Genomic DNA, 15,774 nt, shown 5'->3' with positions numbered 1-15,774 from the left:
TATTGAGTGGGAGACCATAATGAATATTTCAGGGAATGATAATAAGCGAATTGAATATACGGTGCGCGTATTACTGTGCATTGCCGTTGTATTAGTGGGGCGCTTATTCTTTTTACAAATTATAGATAAGTCCGACTTGCAGGCGAAGAACTTGAGTCAAGTGCAAGTTGATAGAAAATTACAATCTCCACGCGGTACGATTTATGACCGCAATGGACGGCCATTGGCGATGAGTGTGGTTACGAAATCCTTATATGCGGATCCTAAGATGATTAAACAATCGCCTAGTGAAATCGCTGAGCTCATCGCACCGTATGTGACAATGTCAAAAGAAGACATTGTGAAATCATTACAAGAGGATACTGCATTCGTATGGATTGATCGTATGATGGAACCAGAAAAGTCAAAAGCTGTAGCCAAATTGATTGAGGATAAGAATTTAGAAGGTCTTAACTTTGTAGAAGAGTCTAAACGGTATTATCCTAATGGTAATTTGGCCGCACAAGTGCTCGGCTTTGTCGGTACCGATGATAAAGGTCTCGATGGTCTTGAAATGGTGCTAGATGATGAATTGAAGGGCGGTATCCAAAAAGAACTCGTTGCCACAGATAGAAAAGGGAATGCCATCTTTGGTTCCGTATTATCCAAATATTTACCTGATAAAGGTAAGAGTGTGACATTAACGATTGATGCAAGTATTCAATTTATAGCAGAACGTGCTCTTGATAAGGCCATGGAAGATACGGGTGCTAAACATGCCAGCGTTATTGTTATGGATCCTAAAACGGGTGAAATTTTGGCGATGGCGAACCGTCCAACCTATGATCCAAATCATTATAGTCAAGGTTCAGAGGAAGATTTTAAGAATATTGCAGTAACAAATTTGTATGAACCAGGTTCTACATTCAAGCCGATTATTGCATCTGCTGCATTGGCATCAGGTAAATGGAAACTAGACCAAGTGTATAATGACAAAGGTTCCTTTGCGGCCAATGGACATGTTATGCAAAACTGGAATGGTGAAGGCTATGGTCCTGTTCGATTGATCGATATTTTAAAGTTCTCCATCAATACAGGTATGGCAGAAATTGGTACCACTACAGGCGCGGATATATTATCTAAATATGTTCGTAACTATGGATTTGGTTCTAAAACAGGTATTGAATTGCCTGGTGAAGGCGATGGTATCTTATATAATCCAGATGATATGAGTAAGCTTGATGTAGCAACCATGTCCATCGGTCAAGGTATTGCGGTAACACCATTGCAAATGGTCCGTGCTTTTGGCGCTATAGCTAATGGTGGTAGTATGATGAAACCACATATTGTTAAATCTTATAGCAATATAAAAGGTGAAGTAACTAGTACTACTGACCCTGAAGTTGTGGGGCAACCAATACCAGAAGAAACGGCTAAAACGATTGCGGATATTCTTGAAAAAGAAGTATCTGAAGGTGGCGGTACTAAAGCGATGGTTGAAGGCTATCACTTTGGCGGTAAAACTGGTACGGCGCAAAAACTAGATACCAAACATGGCGGTTATCTCGACGGACAATACATTGCGTCCTTTATTGGCTTTGGCCCTGTAGAGGATCCAAAATTTGTAGTTCTTGTCGTTATTGATGACCCACAAAAGGGTTCTTATTATGGTAGTCAAATTGTAGCCCCAGTATTTAAGAATATCGTGTCTCAATTAGTGCGGTATTACCAAATGTCACCTTCCGTTAAGGATGGCGCTACTGTGGCGGCTGTACCAGCGGCCAAACTTCCAGCAGTAAAACCTAATGGTGATGGCAGTGTAGTATTGCCAGACTTTAGAGGCTATACATTTGGAGAGGTACGTGATTGGTTGCATACTGCGGGTTTATACTTTAAACCAGATGGTACTGGTAAGGCGATTTCACAGGAACAATTACCGGGAACCGTAGTATCTCCTGGTACACCTATTGTGGTTCAATTTAGTCATTAGTCGCAGGATAGGTAACTGCAACTATAGACAAAACGTTATATAATAGAATAAGAGAAAACTAAAGGTGCCTCTATAGGCACCTTTTTACATGAATTTATATAAGGTTTATCCTTGAGATAATGAATGGAGATATACATGATAGAATTACGTGGTAAAGCAGTGGCTGATGCACATAAAGAGATTTTACAAGAGAAGATGACCGGTCTAGAGTCCGGTACAATTACAATGGCTGTATTGCTCGTTGGTGATGATCATGGCGCTAACATGTACGCGGATTTCATGGAGAAAACGGCCAAAAATTTTGGCTATGGTTTCGTGCGTAAGCAACTACCAAGTACAGCTACGCATCAAGAGGTATACGATGCATTGATGGCTTTGAATAATGATGATGCGGTGCATGGCATATTGCCACTCATGCCGATGCCAAAACAAATTGATACGGAGCAATTAATCGATGCATTGAATCCTAAGAAGGACATCGATGGTCTTACTACCTATAACATCGGTCTTGTTACAGCTGGTAAAGGTGGTTTTGCACCTTGTACTGCGAAGGCATGCCTAGCAATCTTGGATCATTATGGTATTCCTTTAGAAGGTAAACATGTGGTCGTTGTTGGTCGTAGCCAAGTGATTGGCAAACCGGTAGCGTTGATGGTGCTTGAACGTCATGCTACGGTTTCTATTTGCCATTCTCGTACGGCTGATTTAGCAAACCATGTACAACAAGCTGATATCGTGATTGCTGCTGCGGGCCGAGCACATATGATTACAGCTAATATGGTGAAAGCTGGCGCTGTTGTTATCGATGTAGGCATTAATGAATTAGACGGAAAAACAGTAGGGGATGTTGATTATGAGGCGGTGAGCACGGTAGCTTCGGCTATCACACCTGTACCAGGTGGTGTGGGCTCTGTTACGACTACGATGATGTTAGAAGCTGTTTATGAGGCGTACCATGCACGAAATGTCAATCGCTGAGGGTATTTTAGATATTGCCTTAGAGACCATGAAAAACAATGATGCGTCTATCGTTCATTCTGTGCAACTCGATTTGGGGTTGATGAGTGGTGTAGAACCTGATGCACTCTTATTCTGCTGGGATGCCGTTACAAAGAAAACGCCGGCAGAGCATTCAAAAATCGATATTCATACGATTCCTATTAAAGGGCAATGCTTAGATTGTGATACGATATTTGATGTACAAGATTACAAATTCATCTGTCCTCATTGTGAAAGCCATTTTGTAAATACTATAGGTGGTCGCGAATTACAAGTGACATCTATTGACATAGATTGAGGTATATATGCAAGTAGAAGTAAAAACAAATGTGTTGGCGAAAAATGATGCCATTGCATCATCGTTACAACAAGTATTTAAAGAAAAAAATATATTTGTCTTTAATCTAATGGGCTCTCCAGGGGCCGGAAAGACCTCTTTGCTAGAAGCAACACTTCAAGATTTAGTTAAAGACTATAAATTAGCTGTTATCGAAGGTGATTTATTTACATCTAAGGATGCAGAACGTATTCATGCCCTAGGTGTGCCTGTTATACAAATTAATACCGTTGGAGGTTGCCATTTAGATGCTAATATGATTCAAGATGCTATAACTGATTTAGATCTTGATGAACTCGATATGATTATTATCGAGAATGTAGGTAATCTAGTATGCCCTGCTGAGTTCGATATTGGTGAGGCGATGAAGGTTACCGTTTTATCTGTTACAGAAGGTGAAGATAAGCCTTTGAAATATCCTCTTATTTTTAAGGAATCAAAAGCTATATTGCTCAATAAGATTGACTTATTGCCATATGTGCCATTCGATAAAGATAAAGCCATTAAAGATATTCGAAATTTAAATCCTCAAGGCTATATATTTGAAATTAGCTGTACTGCTAAGGATGGATTGGCGCCTTGGTTAACATGGATTAGAGAACAAATGGAGAAACGGTAATGAAACATATGTTATCTCGCACTGCATTGACGATGGCAGTGTTAAGTGCTTTAGGAACCGCATCAGTGGGGGCCGTTGATGCAGGACCAACAATACCGGAAGTAAAAAATGCTGTAACTGTTGTGAAAGCTCCTACTGCTAATGAATCTTCGAAAACAGGATGGCTAGCAGAACAGTTGGCTGTCACTGCTTTTGGTGACTCCTTACAGTATTGGCAAGCTGCTAGTGAGAATGATGGTGTTATGCCACAAGATTCAAAAAATAATTTAGCAGATATCGGGCGTTCCTATACTTCTAATAATTTACCAGCTCTTGGTGATGAGGATGATTATAGTCTGGCTCAAAAGCCTGACTCTGAAGAAGGTACAAGTATTGGCCCAGTCTATCGTATTGGTGATGTGTATGTACCTAGTCCATCGGCTCAAAAGACTGTGAAGGGTGTATTCACAACGTATCATGAAAAAGATATAGATATCACTGTGTATACCGGACCAGATAAATCGCGTTTAGTAGATAATCAGTTGCGTGGACAAGGTGCGACCTATTTATTCCCTGTTGGCACCATTACTAATCTTCATACGACTGATAAGGGCTTAGTTACAATTCGTGATATCGGCGTAGGCAGTTCCCGTATGGAAATGATCTTCTCTTATGGTAGCCCTAATGCGATGTGGCGGAATCAGACTGATGAGTCATATATCTTCTTATACGAAGGTCATTCCGAAAATTCATGGCCGGAAAAAAAGGAATTTCCTTCTTCCGTAGCGAATACAAATAATAATAGCCAATTACCAGAAACTATTCAAAATGGAAAATCCTATGTGGCTTTCACCATTAAAAATAATACGGTAGAGGCTGTTGATATTTTGGATGGTCAAGTATGGTCTCGATTTGGATTGCCTAAGGCGCCTATGTATTCCTTCCATGCCGGTCAGTTGACTGAGGATGACTTTGTACTACGCGGATTGCATTTGAATCAGCATTTTGTGAATGATGCAAATGGTGAATGGCGTACACAGGGAATGCTGTTTGGGTCTACGTTCATAGGCTATAATGAATATGGTGTTAGTGTTGACGGTAATTCGCTTATTAATCGCGTTTTATTAAATGTCTACACACCAACACGTCGTGGTATCGCTATGGGTGATACTAAATATTTATTGCTCTTTGTATATGGTATGCCGACACGTATTGCTGAATCTACAACTAGTACGGGAACGGCTACGGTATATGAATATAAAAATCCAAGGTCGAATAATTCCTATTTGCAGTTCGCCTTAGATGATAAAAACCAATATATCAAATCCGTTATGTTATCTGACCGTCCAGTTAAGTAGGAACGGTTACAGCGAGGAGGCAAGGGATATGGTTACAGTTCAAGATGTAAGAGAACGTTGGGAACAAATTCAAGGTGATGATGAACGCATATTGTTTATCGTTGGTGGTCCTGGTTCTGGTAAAAGTTTGTTAATTCGTGAATTATCTGAACAAAAAGGTTGGAAGTACTTAGAGGCAAAACAACTTATTGAAGAAGAGTTTTTATTAGTACCTCGTGATGAAAGACCACAACTTGCAGAAGAAGTAATTCGTCGTGCATTAAGTCGCAGTGATACAGAAGTTGTTCTTATCGATGGTATTAATGTATTGTTTGCACCGATATTAAATTTAAATCCTCTTGAACTATTAAAGACTATTAGTAAAACATATCCGATTGTTGTAGGTTGGCGTGGTCATCTCGAAGGTGATCAATTGTACTTAGAACACAATAATGATCCAAAACATGCGGTAGTGACAATCACTAAACCTGATCGTGTTATGGTTATTGATTAATAGAGTTATATTGATTGCTGAGGGCATTATATATTGCCATGAGTTATGACCGCATATAAAAGGCAGGTGATATCATGGACCAATATGTAATTGCCCTCATTTTAGGTGTTATAGAAGGTATAACAGAATGTATTCCTGTATCTAGTACAGGGCATATGATTATTATTGGGCATATGCTCAATTTTGAAGGCACACATGCTGATGTATTTGAAGTGTTTATTCAGATAGGTGCCATCCTTGCTATTTATACACATTATAGACGTACATTTAACGGCTTTTTGAAACGGAAAAATTGGATAAAAACACGCGGCGTATCTTTGCTACATATTAGTGCGGGCATGTTACCCGTATTAATGGCTGGATATCTATTGCAATACATTATAAAAGAGTATTTATTTGGACCAATTCCCGTTATAGTAGGCCTTATTATAGGTGCTATATTTATGATTTATGCGGAAAAAAGAACAGTATCTGGGCGATTGGTGGATTCTGTAAATAATTTGACTATATATCAATGCTTTCAAATTGGTCTATATCAAATGCTTTGTCTATGGCCTGGATTTTCGCGCTCTGGCGCAACCATTGCAGGGGGGATGCTTATCGGCTGTACACGGAGGGCCGCAGCTGATTTTTCGTTTATCATGGCTGTGCCTGTTATGATTATCGTGTGTGTGTATGATCTAGTGCGTGTCATACATGCATTGGAATTAAATGATATTATTATGTTTATCATTGGCACCGTTGTATCATATATAGTGGGATATATAACGGTAAAAGGTTTTTTGTGGTATCTAAATAGATCCTCGTTGGCGTCGTTTGGATATTATCGAATTATAGTTGCTATTCTAGCAATAATCTATTTATATATGTGAGTTTAGATGTGAGTTCCTATGAGGCAAAAATGAAGTTGGAAAAATTCTAAAAAAATACTTGCGTCAGAAAAACTTTCATGATATATTGATATAGCACTAAGGGTGACTGCGAAGAACGAACAAAACTTTCAAAAAAGTTTCAAAAAATTCTTGACACTTAGTGTGGCAGATGTTACAATACATCTTGTCGTAATGATGCTGGCGTAGCTCAATAGGTAGAGCAGCTGACTTGTAATCAGCAGGTTGTGGGTTCAATTCCTATCGCCAGCTCCATTTTATTTATGGAGGGATTCCCGAGCGGCCAAAGGGAGCAGACTGTAAATCTGCCGTCTTCGACTTCGAAGGTTCGAATCCTTCTCCCTCCACCATTTATAGCGGGGTGGAGCAGTTGGTAGCTCGTCGGGCTCATAACCCGAAGGTCGCAGGTTCAAGTCCTGTCCCCGCAACCATAATTTCACAGTGAAGTGAACGTTCATTGTGCTGGTGTAGCTCAGTCGGCAGAGCGTATCCTTGGTAAGGATAAGGTCACCGGTTCAATCCCGGTCACTAGCTCCATACATGGCGGCATAGCTCAGTTGGCTAGAGCAATCGGTTCATACCCGGTGTGTCCGCGGTTCAAATCCGTGTGCCGCCACCATTAAACCTCACATTGGTGGGGATTTTTTTGTATCTACTATAAAAATATAATTATAACTAATTACATCCCTCAAAATAGGATGTAATTTTTTGTTTATTGACATTTGTATATTATGGTATAATAATCTGTAGGAATGTATATTCCGTTGATTAAATTAGGTTATTATATTATAGTAATACTATAAAAGTATTTTGTTTTTGTGAAGGAGGATATAATCCTAATGGCAAAAGAAAAATTTGAACGTACGAAACCGCATGTTAACATTGGTACTATCGGTCACGTTGACCATGGTAAAACTACTTTGACTGCTGCAATCACTAAAGTATTGGCTGAAAAAGGCCAAGCTGATTTCCAAGATTACAGCATGATCGATAAAGCTCCAGAAGAACGTGAACGTGGTATCACAATCAACACTGCACACGTTGAATACGAAACTGAAAACCGTCACTATGCACACGTTGACTGCCCAGGCCATGCTGACTATGTTAAAAACATGATCACTGGTGCGGCTCAAATGGACGGCGCTATCTTGGTATGTTCCGCAGCTGACGGCCCTATGCCTCAAACTCGCGAACACATCTTGTTGGCTCGCCAAGTTGGTGTTCCTGCAATCGTAGTATTCTTGAACAAAGCTGACATGGTTGACGACGAAGAATTGATCGAATTAGTAGAAATGGAAGTTCGTGAACTTCTTTCCTCCTACGAATTCCCTGGCGACGAAGTACCTATCGTTGTAGGTTCCGCTTTGAAAGCTTTGGAAGGCGACGCTCAATATGTAGCTAAAATCGACGAATTGATGGCAGCTGTAGACTCCTACATCCCAACTCCAGTTCGTGATACTGACAAACCTTTCTTGATGCCTGTGGAAGACGTATTCACAATCACTGGTCGTGGTACAGTAGCAACTGGCCGTGTTGAACGTGGTCAAGTAAACGTAGGCGACACAGTAGAAGTTGTAGGCTTGAAAGAAAAAGCTGAACAATACGTTGTAACTGGTCTTGAAATGTTCCGTAAAACTTTGGATTCTGCAGTAGCAGGTGATAACGTTGGTGCGTTGCTTCGTGGTGTAGACCGCAAAGACATCGAACGTGGTCAAGTATTGGCTAAACCAGGTTCCATCAACCCACATACAAAATTCAAAGCAGAAGTATACGTATTGACTAAAGAAGAAGGTGGCCGTCATACTCCATTCTTCTCCAACTACCGTCCACAATTCTACTTCCGTACAACAGATGTAACAGGTGTTGTAAATCTTCCTGAAGGTGTAGAAATGTGTATGCCTGGCGATAACGTAACAATGAATATCGAATTGATTACTCCAATCGCTATCGAAGAAGGTCTTCGTTTCGCGATCCGCGAAGGTGGCCATACAGTAGGCGCTGGCGTTGTAACTGAAATCGAAGGTTAATTAGTAGCCTTTGTAATAAATAGGACTCCGTAAGGGGTCCTATTTTTGTGTAAAGTTCTAGACAAGGAATGCCATTATTTGTTATACTATCCCTGTCAGGTACATGTGCCTGGCTTTTTTGAGTTGCTCAAAATCTTGACATTGCTAGACACATATGATACTATTCATTAGTATGTAGTCGAGCGTTTTCGAGTACAAGAGACTTATTAGTAAATATAAAGCGAGGTGTGTCCGGATGCGTAATGCCATTACTTTAGCTTGCACAGATTGCAAACAACGTAATTACCAAACGAACAAGAATAAGAAAAACAATCCTGATCGTATTGAAATGATGAAATATTGCAAATTCTGCGGTAAACATACATTACACCGTGAAACAAAATAATTCTTATCATTCATTACCTGTTGATTTGAGGATGTGAACAAATGGCAAAGTCTAACTCAGCAGTACAACAACGTGGCGGATTTGGTAAATTCTTCCGCGGCGTAAAGGCTGAACTGAAAAAAGTAGTCTGGCCAACAAGAAAAGAGCTCATCAATTACACAATTGTTGTATTTTTGGTAACTATATTTATCGCGTTACTCATTTATGTATTTGATGCGATTTTTGCTCAACTTATTAATATGTTGTTGCGGATTGTTGGATAGGGGGCCATTACATGGAAGCAGATAAGAAGTGGTATGTAATTCATACCTATTCAGGCTACGAAAATAAAGTTAAAACCACTTTAGAACTTAAGGTTCAATCTATGGGTTTACAAGATGTTATTAGTCGAATTCTAGTACCTCTTGAAGATGAAATAGATGAAAAAGATGGGGTTAAAAAAGTAGTAAAACGTAAAATATTTCCTGGGTACGTATTGGTTGAAATGGAAGTTAACGACCGTTCTTGGTATGTTGTGCGCAACACACCAGGTGTAACAGGTTTCGTTGGCTCTGCCACTAAACCAGTTCCACTTTCTGATTCCGAAGTAGAACATATACTTAAGTCTCAGGGCTTGGATAAGAAACCAACAATCAACGTCGATGTAGAGGTTGGTGAAACGGTACGCATTACATCCGGTGCCTTTGAAGATAGACTAGGTGTTATTACCGAAATTAACCCTGAAAAAGGAACATTGAAACTCAATGTGGAAATGTTCAATCGAGATACAGAGGTAGAGGTAGAGTTTTCTCAAGTTGAAAAAGCTCTTTAATATATAAATATAACTCTAAAAGAGCAATCGATTTTGGTTGCAGTGGGAGGATGTTTATCCGTTACCACCACAGTAGAATCATAGGAGGTTTAATTACCCATGGCTAAGAAATTAGTTAAACAAGTAAAACTACAAATTGAAGCCGCTAAAGCTACTCCAGCACCACCAGTTGGTCCTGCATTAGGTCAAGCAGGCGTTAACATCGTTGCTTTCACAAAAGAATTCAACGAACGTACTGCTAAACAAGCTGGCTTGATTATTCCAGTAGTTATTAACGTATATGAAGATCGTAGCTTCGACTTCATCACTAAGACTCCACCAGCTGCAGTATTGTTGAAAAAAGCTGCAGGTATCCCAAAAGGATCTGGTGTACCTAACCGTGATAAAGTAGCTAAAGTAGGTCGCGATAAAGTTCGTGAAATTGCTGAATTGAAAATGCCTGACTTGAATGCTAATACCGTAGAACAAGGTATGCGCATGGTAGAAGGTACTGCTCGCAGCATGGGCATTGAAATCGTTGACTAATAAGCGTACGACTTGCGCATAAGCGCAAATCGGTGGGAGGGAATTCCCGTTTGACCACATAAGGAGGATATTATAATGGCAAAAGTAGGTAAGAAATACGCTGAAGCAGTAAAACTTATTGAAGCTGGTAAGTTCTACGAACCAGTTGAAGCAATTGAGTTAGTTAAGAAAACTGCAACTGCAAATTTCGATGAAACAGTTGAAATCGCTTTCAACTTGAATGTCGACCCTAAATACGCTGATCAACAAGTTCGTGGTGCAGTAGTATTGCCTCATGGTACTGGCAAAACTAAACGCGTTCTTGTGTTCGCTAAAGGCGACAACATTAAAGCAGCTGAAGAAGCTGGCGCAGATTTCGTAGGTTCTGAAGAGTTAGTAGCTAAAATCCAAGGTGGTTGGAGCGACTTCGACGTAGTAGTTGCTACACCAGACATGATGGGTCAAGTTGGCCGTCTTGGTAAAATCTTGGGTCCTAAAGGCTTGATGCCAAACCCTAAAGTTGGTACTGTAACTCCAGACGTTGCTCGTGCAGTAAACGAAATTAAAGCTGGTAAAATCGAATACCGTACTGATAAAGCAGGTATCATTTCTTGCTCCATCGGTAAAGCTTCTTTCGATGATGAAAAATTACTTGACAATTACCGTACAATCGTTGATACTATTATCAAGGCTAAACCTGTAGCAGCTAAAGGTCAATACATTAAATCTGTAACCTTATCCGCTACAATGGGCCCTGGTGTGCCTTTGAACGTGTTCAAATTGAGCAACGTAACCAAAGAGCAATAATCACATATGTCTCTTAGCTGTAGACGGCTGGTATGTATAATGGATGTAAATCCGCCCGCTGAGGCTGACACTAGAACAATCTAGGACTAGTTACGACCTCATCGCGTGCGATGAGGTCGTTTTTACGCTAAGATAGTACATAGAGCACCACAAAATCTATAAGGAGGTAATCTAATGGCTGTCACTGAATCAAAAAAAGCAATCGTTGCTCAAATGAAAGAAACTCTTTCTGAAGCAAAAGGTGCTGTATTGATTGGTTACTCTGGTTTGACTGTTGCGCAAGCAACTGATCTTCGTCGCAAAATGTTGGCTGAAGGTGTTGAATACAAAGTAATCAAAAATACTTTGACTCGCATTGCTGCAAACGAATTGAATCTTGAAGGTTTCTCTGAGCATTTAGAAGGTCCAACTGCATTGGCTACTTCTAAAGAAGATGCTGTTGCACCTGCTCGTGTAATCGAACAATTCATCAAAGCTACAGAACAAGAAGTTGTTACTGTAAAAGCTGGTATCGTTGAAGGCGAAGTTATGGACGCTGCAGGCGTTAAAGCAATCGCAAGCCTTCCAAACCGCGAAGGTATGCTTTCCATGTTGCTTTCCGTATTGCAAGCGCCTGTTCGCAATGTTGCATACGCTGTCAAAGCTGTTGCAGACGCTCAACCAGCAGAAGCTGCAGAATAATAATTTCTGTGAATTATTCATTGGTCGCTTAAGACCGATACAATAAACTATTTTATGGAGGAAAACTAAAATGGCATTGAACATTGAAAACATCGTTGCTGAATTAAAAGAAGCAACTATTCTTGAACTTAATGATCTTGTAAAAGCAATTGAAGAAGAATTTGGCGTAACTGCAGCAGCTCCTGTAGCTGTAGCAGCTGCTGGTGGTGCTGAAGGCGGCGCTGCTAAAGATTCCTTCGACGTAATCTTGAAAGATGCTGGCGCATCCAAAATCAACGTAATCAAAGTTGTTCGTGAAGCAACTGGTCTTGGCTTGAAAGAAGCTAAAGCTATCGTTGACGGCGCTCCTGCACCTGTAAAAGAAGGCGTAGCTACTGAAGCAGCTGAAGCTTTGAAAGCTCAATTGGAAGAAGCTGGCGCAACTGTAGAATTGAAATAATTCTAGCCATATTAAAGGCGTACCTAAAGGTACGCCTTTTTTGCGTTCTGATTACTGTGAAACGACTCTGTATAAACTTGATATTAAAAAGCGTGCCCCGAAGGACACGCTCTATTAAAATGAAATATTATCTTGTACTTTATATATGGTAGCTCCATTAGTTTTGCCCAATGGTTTTGTAATGACAGCTGCAGGTGAACTTTCAAAGTCTTTTATATTCCGATTAGGTACGATAACAATAGCATTTGATTCGTTTGGAAGTTGATCTAAAAACTCATCTTTGGTAATGGTAGGCATAATATTTCTGGCCTTAGCCCAGCGTTCGTCATCAGTCTTATTTAAATATACTTGTGTTGGTATATGTTTTGTATAATACACGACTGAAGTATAATATCCACCGTATACGAAAACAGGTTGATTTGTATTTTCTATATAAGATGTAAACTGAATACCAGATTGACTCGTTAATATGGGCGTCACAGAAATGGTGGTGGCCGAATATAGGGCTAGTATTGGAAGTAAAAATAGCAATGTGAGTTGTGAATATGTTCGTATGTAATGTCTAGCTATTTTAAAAACCAGAGCGCCTATGCTAACTATAATTATATAATCTAAGATATAGTCGTTAGCACTGACGGCTACGCCAATACCTAGAATGCATGTATATATGCCAAATGGTAGTGTTACTAAATAAGTACAATATTTAGATAGATTAGGGTTAAAGAGTAAATTGATAATTGCCTCACTACCCCATATGATACATGGAATAATTGCGGGGAGTGTATAGGTTAAATACTTGGTTGCTACAATAGAATAAAATAGCAATATAATAACAAACCATATACCGCCAAGTAGGTTGAATGATTCCTTCCAGTTCAGTTTCCGCAATTGATATATGACCACTGGTGTCCATGGCAATAAAGCAAGGGGCGTAATTATTAGATAGTAGTACCACACGTCGAATTTAGGGTGTTCGGATACGAGGGCACGACCTACATTTTGTAGACCAAGAAATCCACTAATAAAATCTTGGCCGTGAATAGAATACATTGCTATGTACCATGGACTAGCAATGGCGAAAAATAATACAATGCCTAGTGGTGTAAAGGCAATCTTTAAATTTCTTAGTAAACTTACCTCATCCTTATTGGCCTTAATATATTTTTGAAGGACCATAAACACTAATAATATGAGTCCTGGTAATAGTAATCCGATGGGTCCTTTTGTTAAGACTGCAAAGGCAGCTGCAATATAGGCTTTCATCATCGACGACTTATCATTGTTTGTAAAAGCTAGGTAAGCATAACCAAATATGGCAAGACTAAAGAAAAATAAAAAGCCATCTGTTATAACCGCATGTGATATATACCAAAATTGTAAGGTGCTCATCAAGAGGATGGCACTGGTTACTGCGACTGGGACGGACTGTTTGATACGGTATACCATGTGATACATGAGTGATACACTGGCCCCTGCAATTAATGTATTAGGGATGCGTGATACAAAATCTGATATACCGAACAATTTATAGCAGATCATAAGTGCCCAATATGTTAATGGTGGTTTATCATACCATACATGGTCGTAAATCATAGGTGAAATCCATGAATTGTGAGTTAACATGGTTATGGCACTTAATACATAGTTAGATTCTACTGGATCGGTAATCGGTATATAGGCATTATAAAAACCATAGCTTATGACTGTAATTAAAAACAGCGCTATAATTCGTGTTCGATGACTTATGTTAATTTTAAACACTCCTTTATGTTAATAGTATATGCTTATATTTTACTATAATTTGCAATGTTCAGATATATCATGAGATAAATTATATAGAATATTGTTTTTATGGAATACCTTAAATGACTTTTGTGTATACAAAATACATGTTATAATAAATTCAAAAGAAAGACCATTTTATACAATGTAATTTGAATGAGATACACATTCAGTGGAAAGAAGGATAGCAATGAGAAAAGAACATGATTTCCTAGGTGAATTAGAAGTAGCTGATGAGTTATATTATGGTGTACAAACGATTCGTGCGTTAGAAAACTTTCATATTACAGGAAAACATTTAGACCAAGATTTTATTAAAGCTTTAGCAATGGTAAAAAAGGCCTCCGCTTTGGCCAATATGAAAACAGGTCGCCTCAATGTATCTATTGGTAAAGCCATTGTTCAAGCCGCAGATGAAGTCATCGCCGGCGAATTTGCAAATCAATTTCCAGTCGACCCAATTCAAGGTGGTGCAGGTACTTCTGTGAATATGAACATGAATGAAGTATTAGCAAACCGCGCTTGTGAAATTTTGGGTCATCCAAAAGGATCGTATGATATTGTAAGTCCTAATAACCATTGTAATATGGCGCAATCTACCAATGATGCATTTCCAACGGCTATTAAGGTTTGTGCGATTTTGAAATCTAAACCTTTGCTTGAAGCGTTGCAACGCCTTGTGGATGAACTTGAGAAAAAGGCTGATGAGTATAGCGGAATTTTAAAAATGGGGCGCACTCATTTACAAGATGCGGTGCCTATTACATTAGGTCAAGAAATGGGTGCTTATGCATCAGGTGTTCGCCGTGGTATTAGACGTATTAAATCTGCTGTTGAAGGAGCACATGTTATCAATATGGGGGCTACTGCCGTTGGTACAGGCCTTAATGCAGAACCAAATTACATTCATGATGTAGCATACGAACTTAGCGAAGTCGTAGGCGAGCCATTCTATACTGCAGATAACTTGATTGATGCTACGAACAACACGGATATCTTTGCTGATATCTCTAGTGGTTTGAAGGTTACGGCTCTTGTATTGATTAAAATGGCCAACGATTTCCGTTTGATGGCATCTGGCCCTCGTTGTGGTATCGGGGAATTGAAATTACCTGCTCGTCAACCTGGTTCTTCCATTATGCCTGGTAAGGTAAATCCAGTTATCGCCGAAGTATTGAATCAAGTATGTTATCAAGTTATCGGTAACGATCTTACCATTTCTTTGGCTGTAGAAAATGGTCAATTTGAATTGAACGTAATGGAACCTGTATTGGCTTACAATTTGTTCAATAATCTTTGCTACCTTAAAAATGGTGTTAACACATTCGTTGATAAATTGCTTATCGATCTTGAAGTAGACCGTGAACAATGCGAATACTGGTTGAACCGCTCTGTTGGTATCGTAACTGCATTGTTGCCTCACCTTGGTTATGAAACCGCTTCTGCACTTGCAAAAGAAGCCTACACATCTGGTCGTGCTATTCGCGATATTATCCTAGAAAAAGGTTTATTGACCGAAGATGAAATCAATCATATTCTTTCTCCTAAAGAAATGACACGCCCTGGTATTGCCGGTGCTGATTTGTTGAAACACAAAGGAAATTAATTTTTATTAATGAACTTTGTCATATAATGTGAATAATACGTGAAAATGTGAAAGCTGTCAGCCTTTTGGTTGACAGCTTTTTTATATG

Annotated in this window: 17 protein-coding genes and 5 tRNA genes; 21 read left to right on the top strand and 1 reads right to left on the bottom strand. The window is 39.4% G+C overall.

Annotated elements, in window-relative coordinates:
* Positions 1 to 19 precede the first annotated feature (19 nt).
* The 20 genes from VIHSUH07_RS01185 to rplL all read left to right on the top strand — a co-directional run bounded on the left by VIHSUH07_RS01185 (position 20) and on the right by rplL (position 12,298).
* Positions 20 to 1,969, top strand: a complete 1,950-nt coding sequence (locus VIHSUH07_RS01185; protein WP_105083577.1) for a penicillin-binding protein — start codon at positions 20 to 22, stop codon at positions 1,967 to 1,969.
* Positions 1,970 to 2,104: 135 nt separating this feature from the next.
* On the top strand, positions 2,105 to 2,947 hold the full coding sequence (locus tag VIHSUH07_RS01180) for a bifunctional 5,10-methylenetetrahydrofolate dehydrogenase/5,10-methenyltetrahydrofolate cyclohydrolase (protein ID WP_016476493.1): 843 nt from the start codon (positions 2,105 to 2,107) through the stop codon (positions 2,945 to 2,947).
* Entirely contained in the window at positions 2,925 to 3,266 is a 342-nt protein-coding gene (locus VIHSUH07_RS01175) for a hydrogenase maturation nickel metallochaperone HypA/HybF (RefSeq protein ID WP_105083576.1), read from the top strand. Before VIHSUH07_RS01180 ends, VIHSUH07_RS01175 begins: the two co-directional genes overlap by 23 nt.
* A 7-nt stretch (positions 3,267 to 3,273) precedes the next feature.
* Entirely contained in the window at positions 3,274 to 3,924 is a 651-nt protein-coding gene (gene hypB, locus VIHSUH07_RS01170; protein ID WP_005377062.1) for a hydrogenase nickel incorporation protein HypB, read from the top strand.
* Complete coding sequence (locus tag VIHSUH07_RS01165) at positions 3,924 to 5,261, top strand: hypothetical protein (RefSeq protein ID WP_105083575.1); 1,338 nt, start codon at positions 3,924 to 3,926, stop codon at positions 5,259 to 5,261. Before hypB ends, VIHSUH07_RS01165 begins: the two co-directional genes overlap by 1 nt.
* A 28-nt stretch (positions 5,262 to 5,289) precedes the next feature.
* The gene (brxF, locus tag VIHSUH07_RS01160) at positions 5,290 to 5,754 is read left to right on the top strand and encodes a BREX-3 system P-loop-containing protein BrxF (protein WP_005379848.1); all 465 of its coding nucleotides are present in this window, start codon (positions 5,290 to 5,292) and stop codon (positions 5,752 to 5,754) included.
* 74 nt (positions 5,755 to 5,828) lie between these two features.
* On the top strand, positions 5,829 to 6,626 hold the full coding sequence (locus VIHSUH07_RS01155; RefSeq protein WP_105083574.1) for an undecaprenyl-diphosphate phosphatase: 798 nt from the start codon (positions 5,829 to 5,831) through the stop codon (positions 6,624 to 6,626).
* A 197-nt stretch (positions 6,627 to 6,823) separates the two neighbouring features.
* Positions 6,824 to 6,899: transfer RNA gene (locus VIHSUH07_RS01150), tRNA-Thr, on the top strand.
* Between the two features lie 10 nt (positions 6,900 to 6,909).
* A tRNA-Tyr gene (locus VIHSUH07_RS01145) sits at positions 6,910 to 6,994 on the top strand.
* Between the two features lie 5 nt (positions 6,995 to 6,999).
* Positions 7,000 to 7,075: transfer RNA gene (locus VIHSUH07_RS01140), tRNA-Met, on the top strand.
* A gap of 30 nt (positions 7,076 to 7,105) precedes the next feature.
* Positions 7,106 to 7,181 (top strand) — tRNA-Thr (locus tag VIHSUH07_RS01135).
* Positions 7,182 to 7,186: 5 nt separating this feature from the next.
* Positions 7,187 to 7,263: transfer RNA gene (locus VIHSUH07_RS01130), tRNA-Met, on the top strand.
* Positions 7,264 to 7,483: 220 nt separating this feature from the next.
* Positions 7,484 to 8,671, top strand: coding sequence for an elongation factor Tu (gene tuf, locus VIHSUH07_RS01125; RefSeq protein ID WP_005379842.1), 1,188 nt, complete (start codon positions 7,484 to 7,486; stop codon positions 8,669 to 8,671).
* 235 nt (positions 8,672 to 8,906) lie between these two features.
* Complete coding sequence (gene rpmG / locus VIHSUH07_RS01120) at positions 8,907 to 9,056, top strand: 50S ribosomal protein L33 (protein WP_004693530.1); 150 nt, start codon at positions 8,907 to 8,909, stop codon at positions 9,054 to 9,056.
* Between the two features lie 41 nt (positions 9,057 to 9,097).
* Positions 9,098 to 9,319, top strand: coding sequence for a preprotein translocase subunit SecE (gene secE / locus VIHSUH07_RS01115; RefSeq protein ID WP_005377007.1), 222 nt, complete (start codon positions 9,098 to 9,100; stop codon positions 9,317 to 9,319).
* Between the two features lie 11 nt (positions 9,320 to 9,330).
* The gene (nusG, locus tag VIHSUH07_RS01110; RefSeq protein WP_005377143.1) at positions 9,331 to 9,867 is read left to right on the top strand and encodes a transcription termination/antitermination protein NusG; all 537 of its coding nucleotides are present in this window, start codon (positions 9,331 to 9,333) and stop codon (positions 9,865 to 9,867) included.
* A gap of 99 nt (positions 9,868 to 9,966) precedes the next feature.
* Complete coding sequence (rplK, locus tag VIHSUH07_RS01105) at positions 9,967 to 10,392, top strand: 50S ribosomal protein L11 (RefSeq protein WP_004693535.1); 426 nt, start codon at positions 9,967 to 9,969, stop codon at positions 10,390 to 10,392.
* Positions 10,393 to 10,467: 75 nt separating this feature from the next.
* Complete coding sequence (gene rplA, locus VIHSUH07_RS01100; RefSeq protein WP_005377180.1) at positions 10,468 to 11,178, top strand: 50S ribosomal protein L1; 711 nt, start codon at positions 10,468 to 10,470, stop codon at positions 11,176 to 11,178.
* A 174-nt stretch (positions 11,179 to 11,352) separates the two neighbouring features.
* Entirely contained in the window at positions 11,353 to 11,859 is a 507-nt protein-coding gene (gene rplJ, locus VIHSUH07_RS01095; protein WP_005382951.1) for a 50S ribosomal protein L10, read from the top strand.
* 70 nt (positions 11,860 to 11,929) lie between these two features.
* Entirely contained in the window at positions 11,930 to 12,298 is a 369-nt protein-coding gene (gene rplL, locus VIHSUH07_RS01090; protein ID WP_005385476.1) for a 50S ribosomal protein L7/L12, read from the top strand.
* A gap of 114 nt (positions 12,299 to 12,412) precedes the next feature.
* Here the strand turns inward: rplL and VIHSUH07_RS01085 are convergent, their stop codons facing one another.
* Entirely contained in the window at positions 12,413 to 14,059 is a 1,647-nt protein-coding gene (locus tag VIHSUH07_RS01085) for an ArnT family glycosyltransferase (protein WP_105083573.1), read from the bottom strand.
* 211 nt (positions 14,060 to 14,270) lie between these two features.
* Here VIHSUH07_RS01085 and VIHSUH07_RS01080 point away from each other — a divergent pair, with 211 nt between their 5' ends.
* Complete coding sequence (locus VIHSUH07_RS01080) at positions 14,271 to 15,686, top strand: aspartate ammonia-lyase (RefSeq protein ID WP_105083572.1); 1,416 nt, start codon at positions 14,271 to 14,273, stop codon at positions 15,684 to 15,686.
* The last annotated feature ends 88 nt before the right edge of the window (positions 15,687 to 15,774 follow it).

Source organism: Veillonella sp. T34266-5, from assembly GCF_002959815.1.
Classification (GTDB): domain Bacteria; phylum Bacillota; class Negativicutes; order Veillonellales; family Veillonellaceae; genus Veillonella; species Veillonella atypica.
This window is presented reverse-complemented; position numbering and strand designations above follow the sequence as displayed.

Excerpts from the sequence above, each read along its gene's own strand:
- VIHSUH07_RS01185 (WP_105083577.1), top strand. The coding sequence starts at position 20 with ATGAATATTTCAGGGAATGATAATAAGCGAATTGAATATACGGTGCGC.
- VIHSUH07_RS01180 (WP_016476493.1), top strand. The coding sequence starts at position 2,105 with ATGATAGAATTACGTGGTAAAGCAGTGGCTGATGCACATAAAGAGATT.
- VIHSUH07_RS01175 (WP_105083576.1), top strand. The coding sequence starts at position 2,925 with ATGCACGAAATGTCAATCGCTGAGGGTATTTTAGATATTGCCTTAGAG.
- hypB (WP_005377062.1), top strand. The coding sequence starts at position 3,274 with ATGCAAGTAGAAGTAAAAACAAATGTGTTGGCGAAAAATGATGCCATT.
- VIHSUH07_RS01165 (WP_105083575.1), top strand. The coding sequence starts at position 3,924 with ATGAAACATATGTTATCTCGCACTGCATTGACGATGGCAGTGTTAAGT.
- brxF (WP_005379848.1), top strand. The coding sequence starts at position 5,290 with ATGGTTACAGTTCAAGATGTAAGAGAACGTTGGGAACAAATTCAAGGT.
- VIHSUH07_RS01155 (WP_105083574.1), top strand. The coding sequence starts at position 5,829 with ATGGACCAATATGTAATTGCCCTCATTTTAGGTGTTATAGAAGGTATA.
- tuf (WP_005379842.1), top strand. The coding sequence starts at position 7,484 with ATGGCAAAAGAAAAATTTGAACGTACGAAACCGCATGTTAACATTGGT.
- rpmG (WP_004693530.1), top strand. The coding sequence starts at position 8,907 with ATGCGTAATGCCATTACTTTAGCTTGCACAGATTGCAAACAACGTAAT.
- secE (WP_005377007.1), top strand. The coding sequence starts at position 9,098 with ATGGCAAAGTCTAACTCAGCAGTACAACAACGTGGCGGATTTGGTAAA.
- nusG (WP_005377143.1), top strand. The coding sequence starts at position 9,331 with ATGGAAGCAGATAAGAAGTGGTATGTAATTCATACCTATTCAGGCTAC.
- rplK (WP_004693535.1), top strand. The coding sequence starts at position 9,967 with ATGGCTAAGAAATTAGTTAAACAAGTAAAACTACAAATTGAAGCCGCT.
- rplA (WP_005377180.1), top strand. The coding sequence starts at position 10,468 with ATGGCAAAAGTAGGTAAGAAATACGCTGAAGCAGTAAAACTTATTGAA.
- rplJ (WP_005382951.1), top strand. The coding sequence starts at position 11,353 with ATGGCTGTCACTGAATCAAAAAAAGCAATCGTTGCTCAAATGAAAGAA.
- rplL (WP_005385476.1), top strand. The coding sequence starts at position 11,930 with ATGGCATTGAACATTGAAAACATCGTTGCTGAATTAAAAGAAGCAACT.
- VIHSUH07_RS01080 (WP_105083572.1), top strand. The coding sequence starts at position 14,271 with ATGAGAAAAGAACATGATTTCCTAGGTGAATTAGAAGTAGCTGATGAG.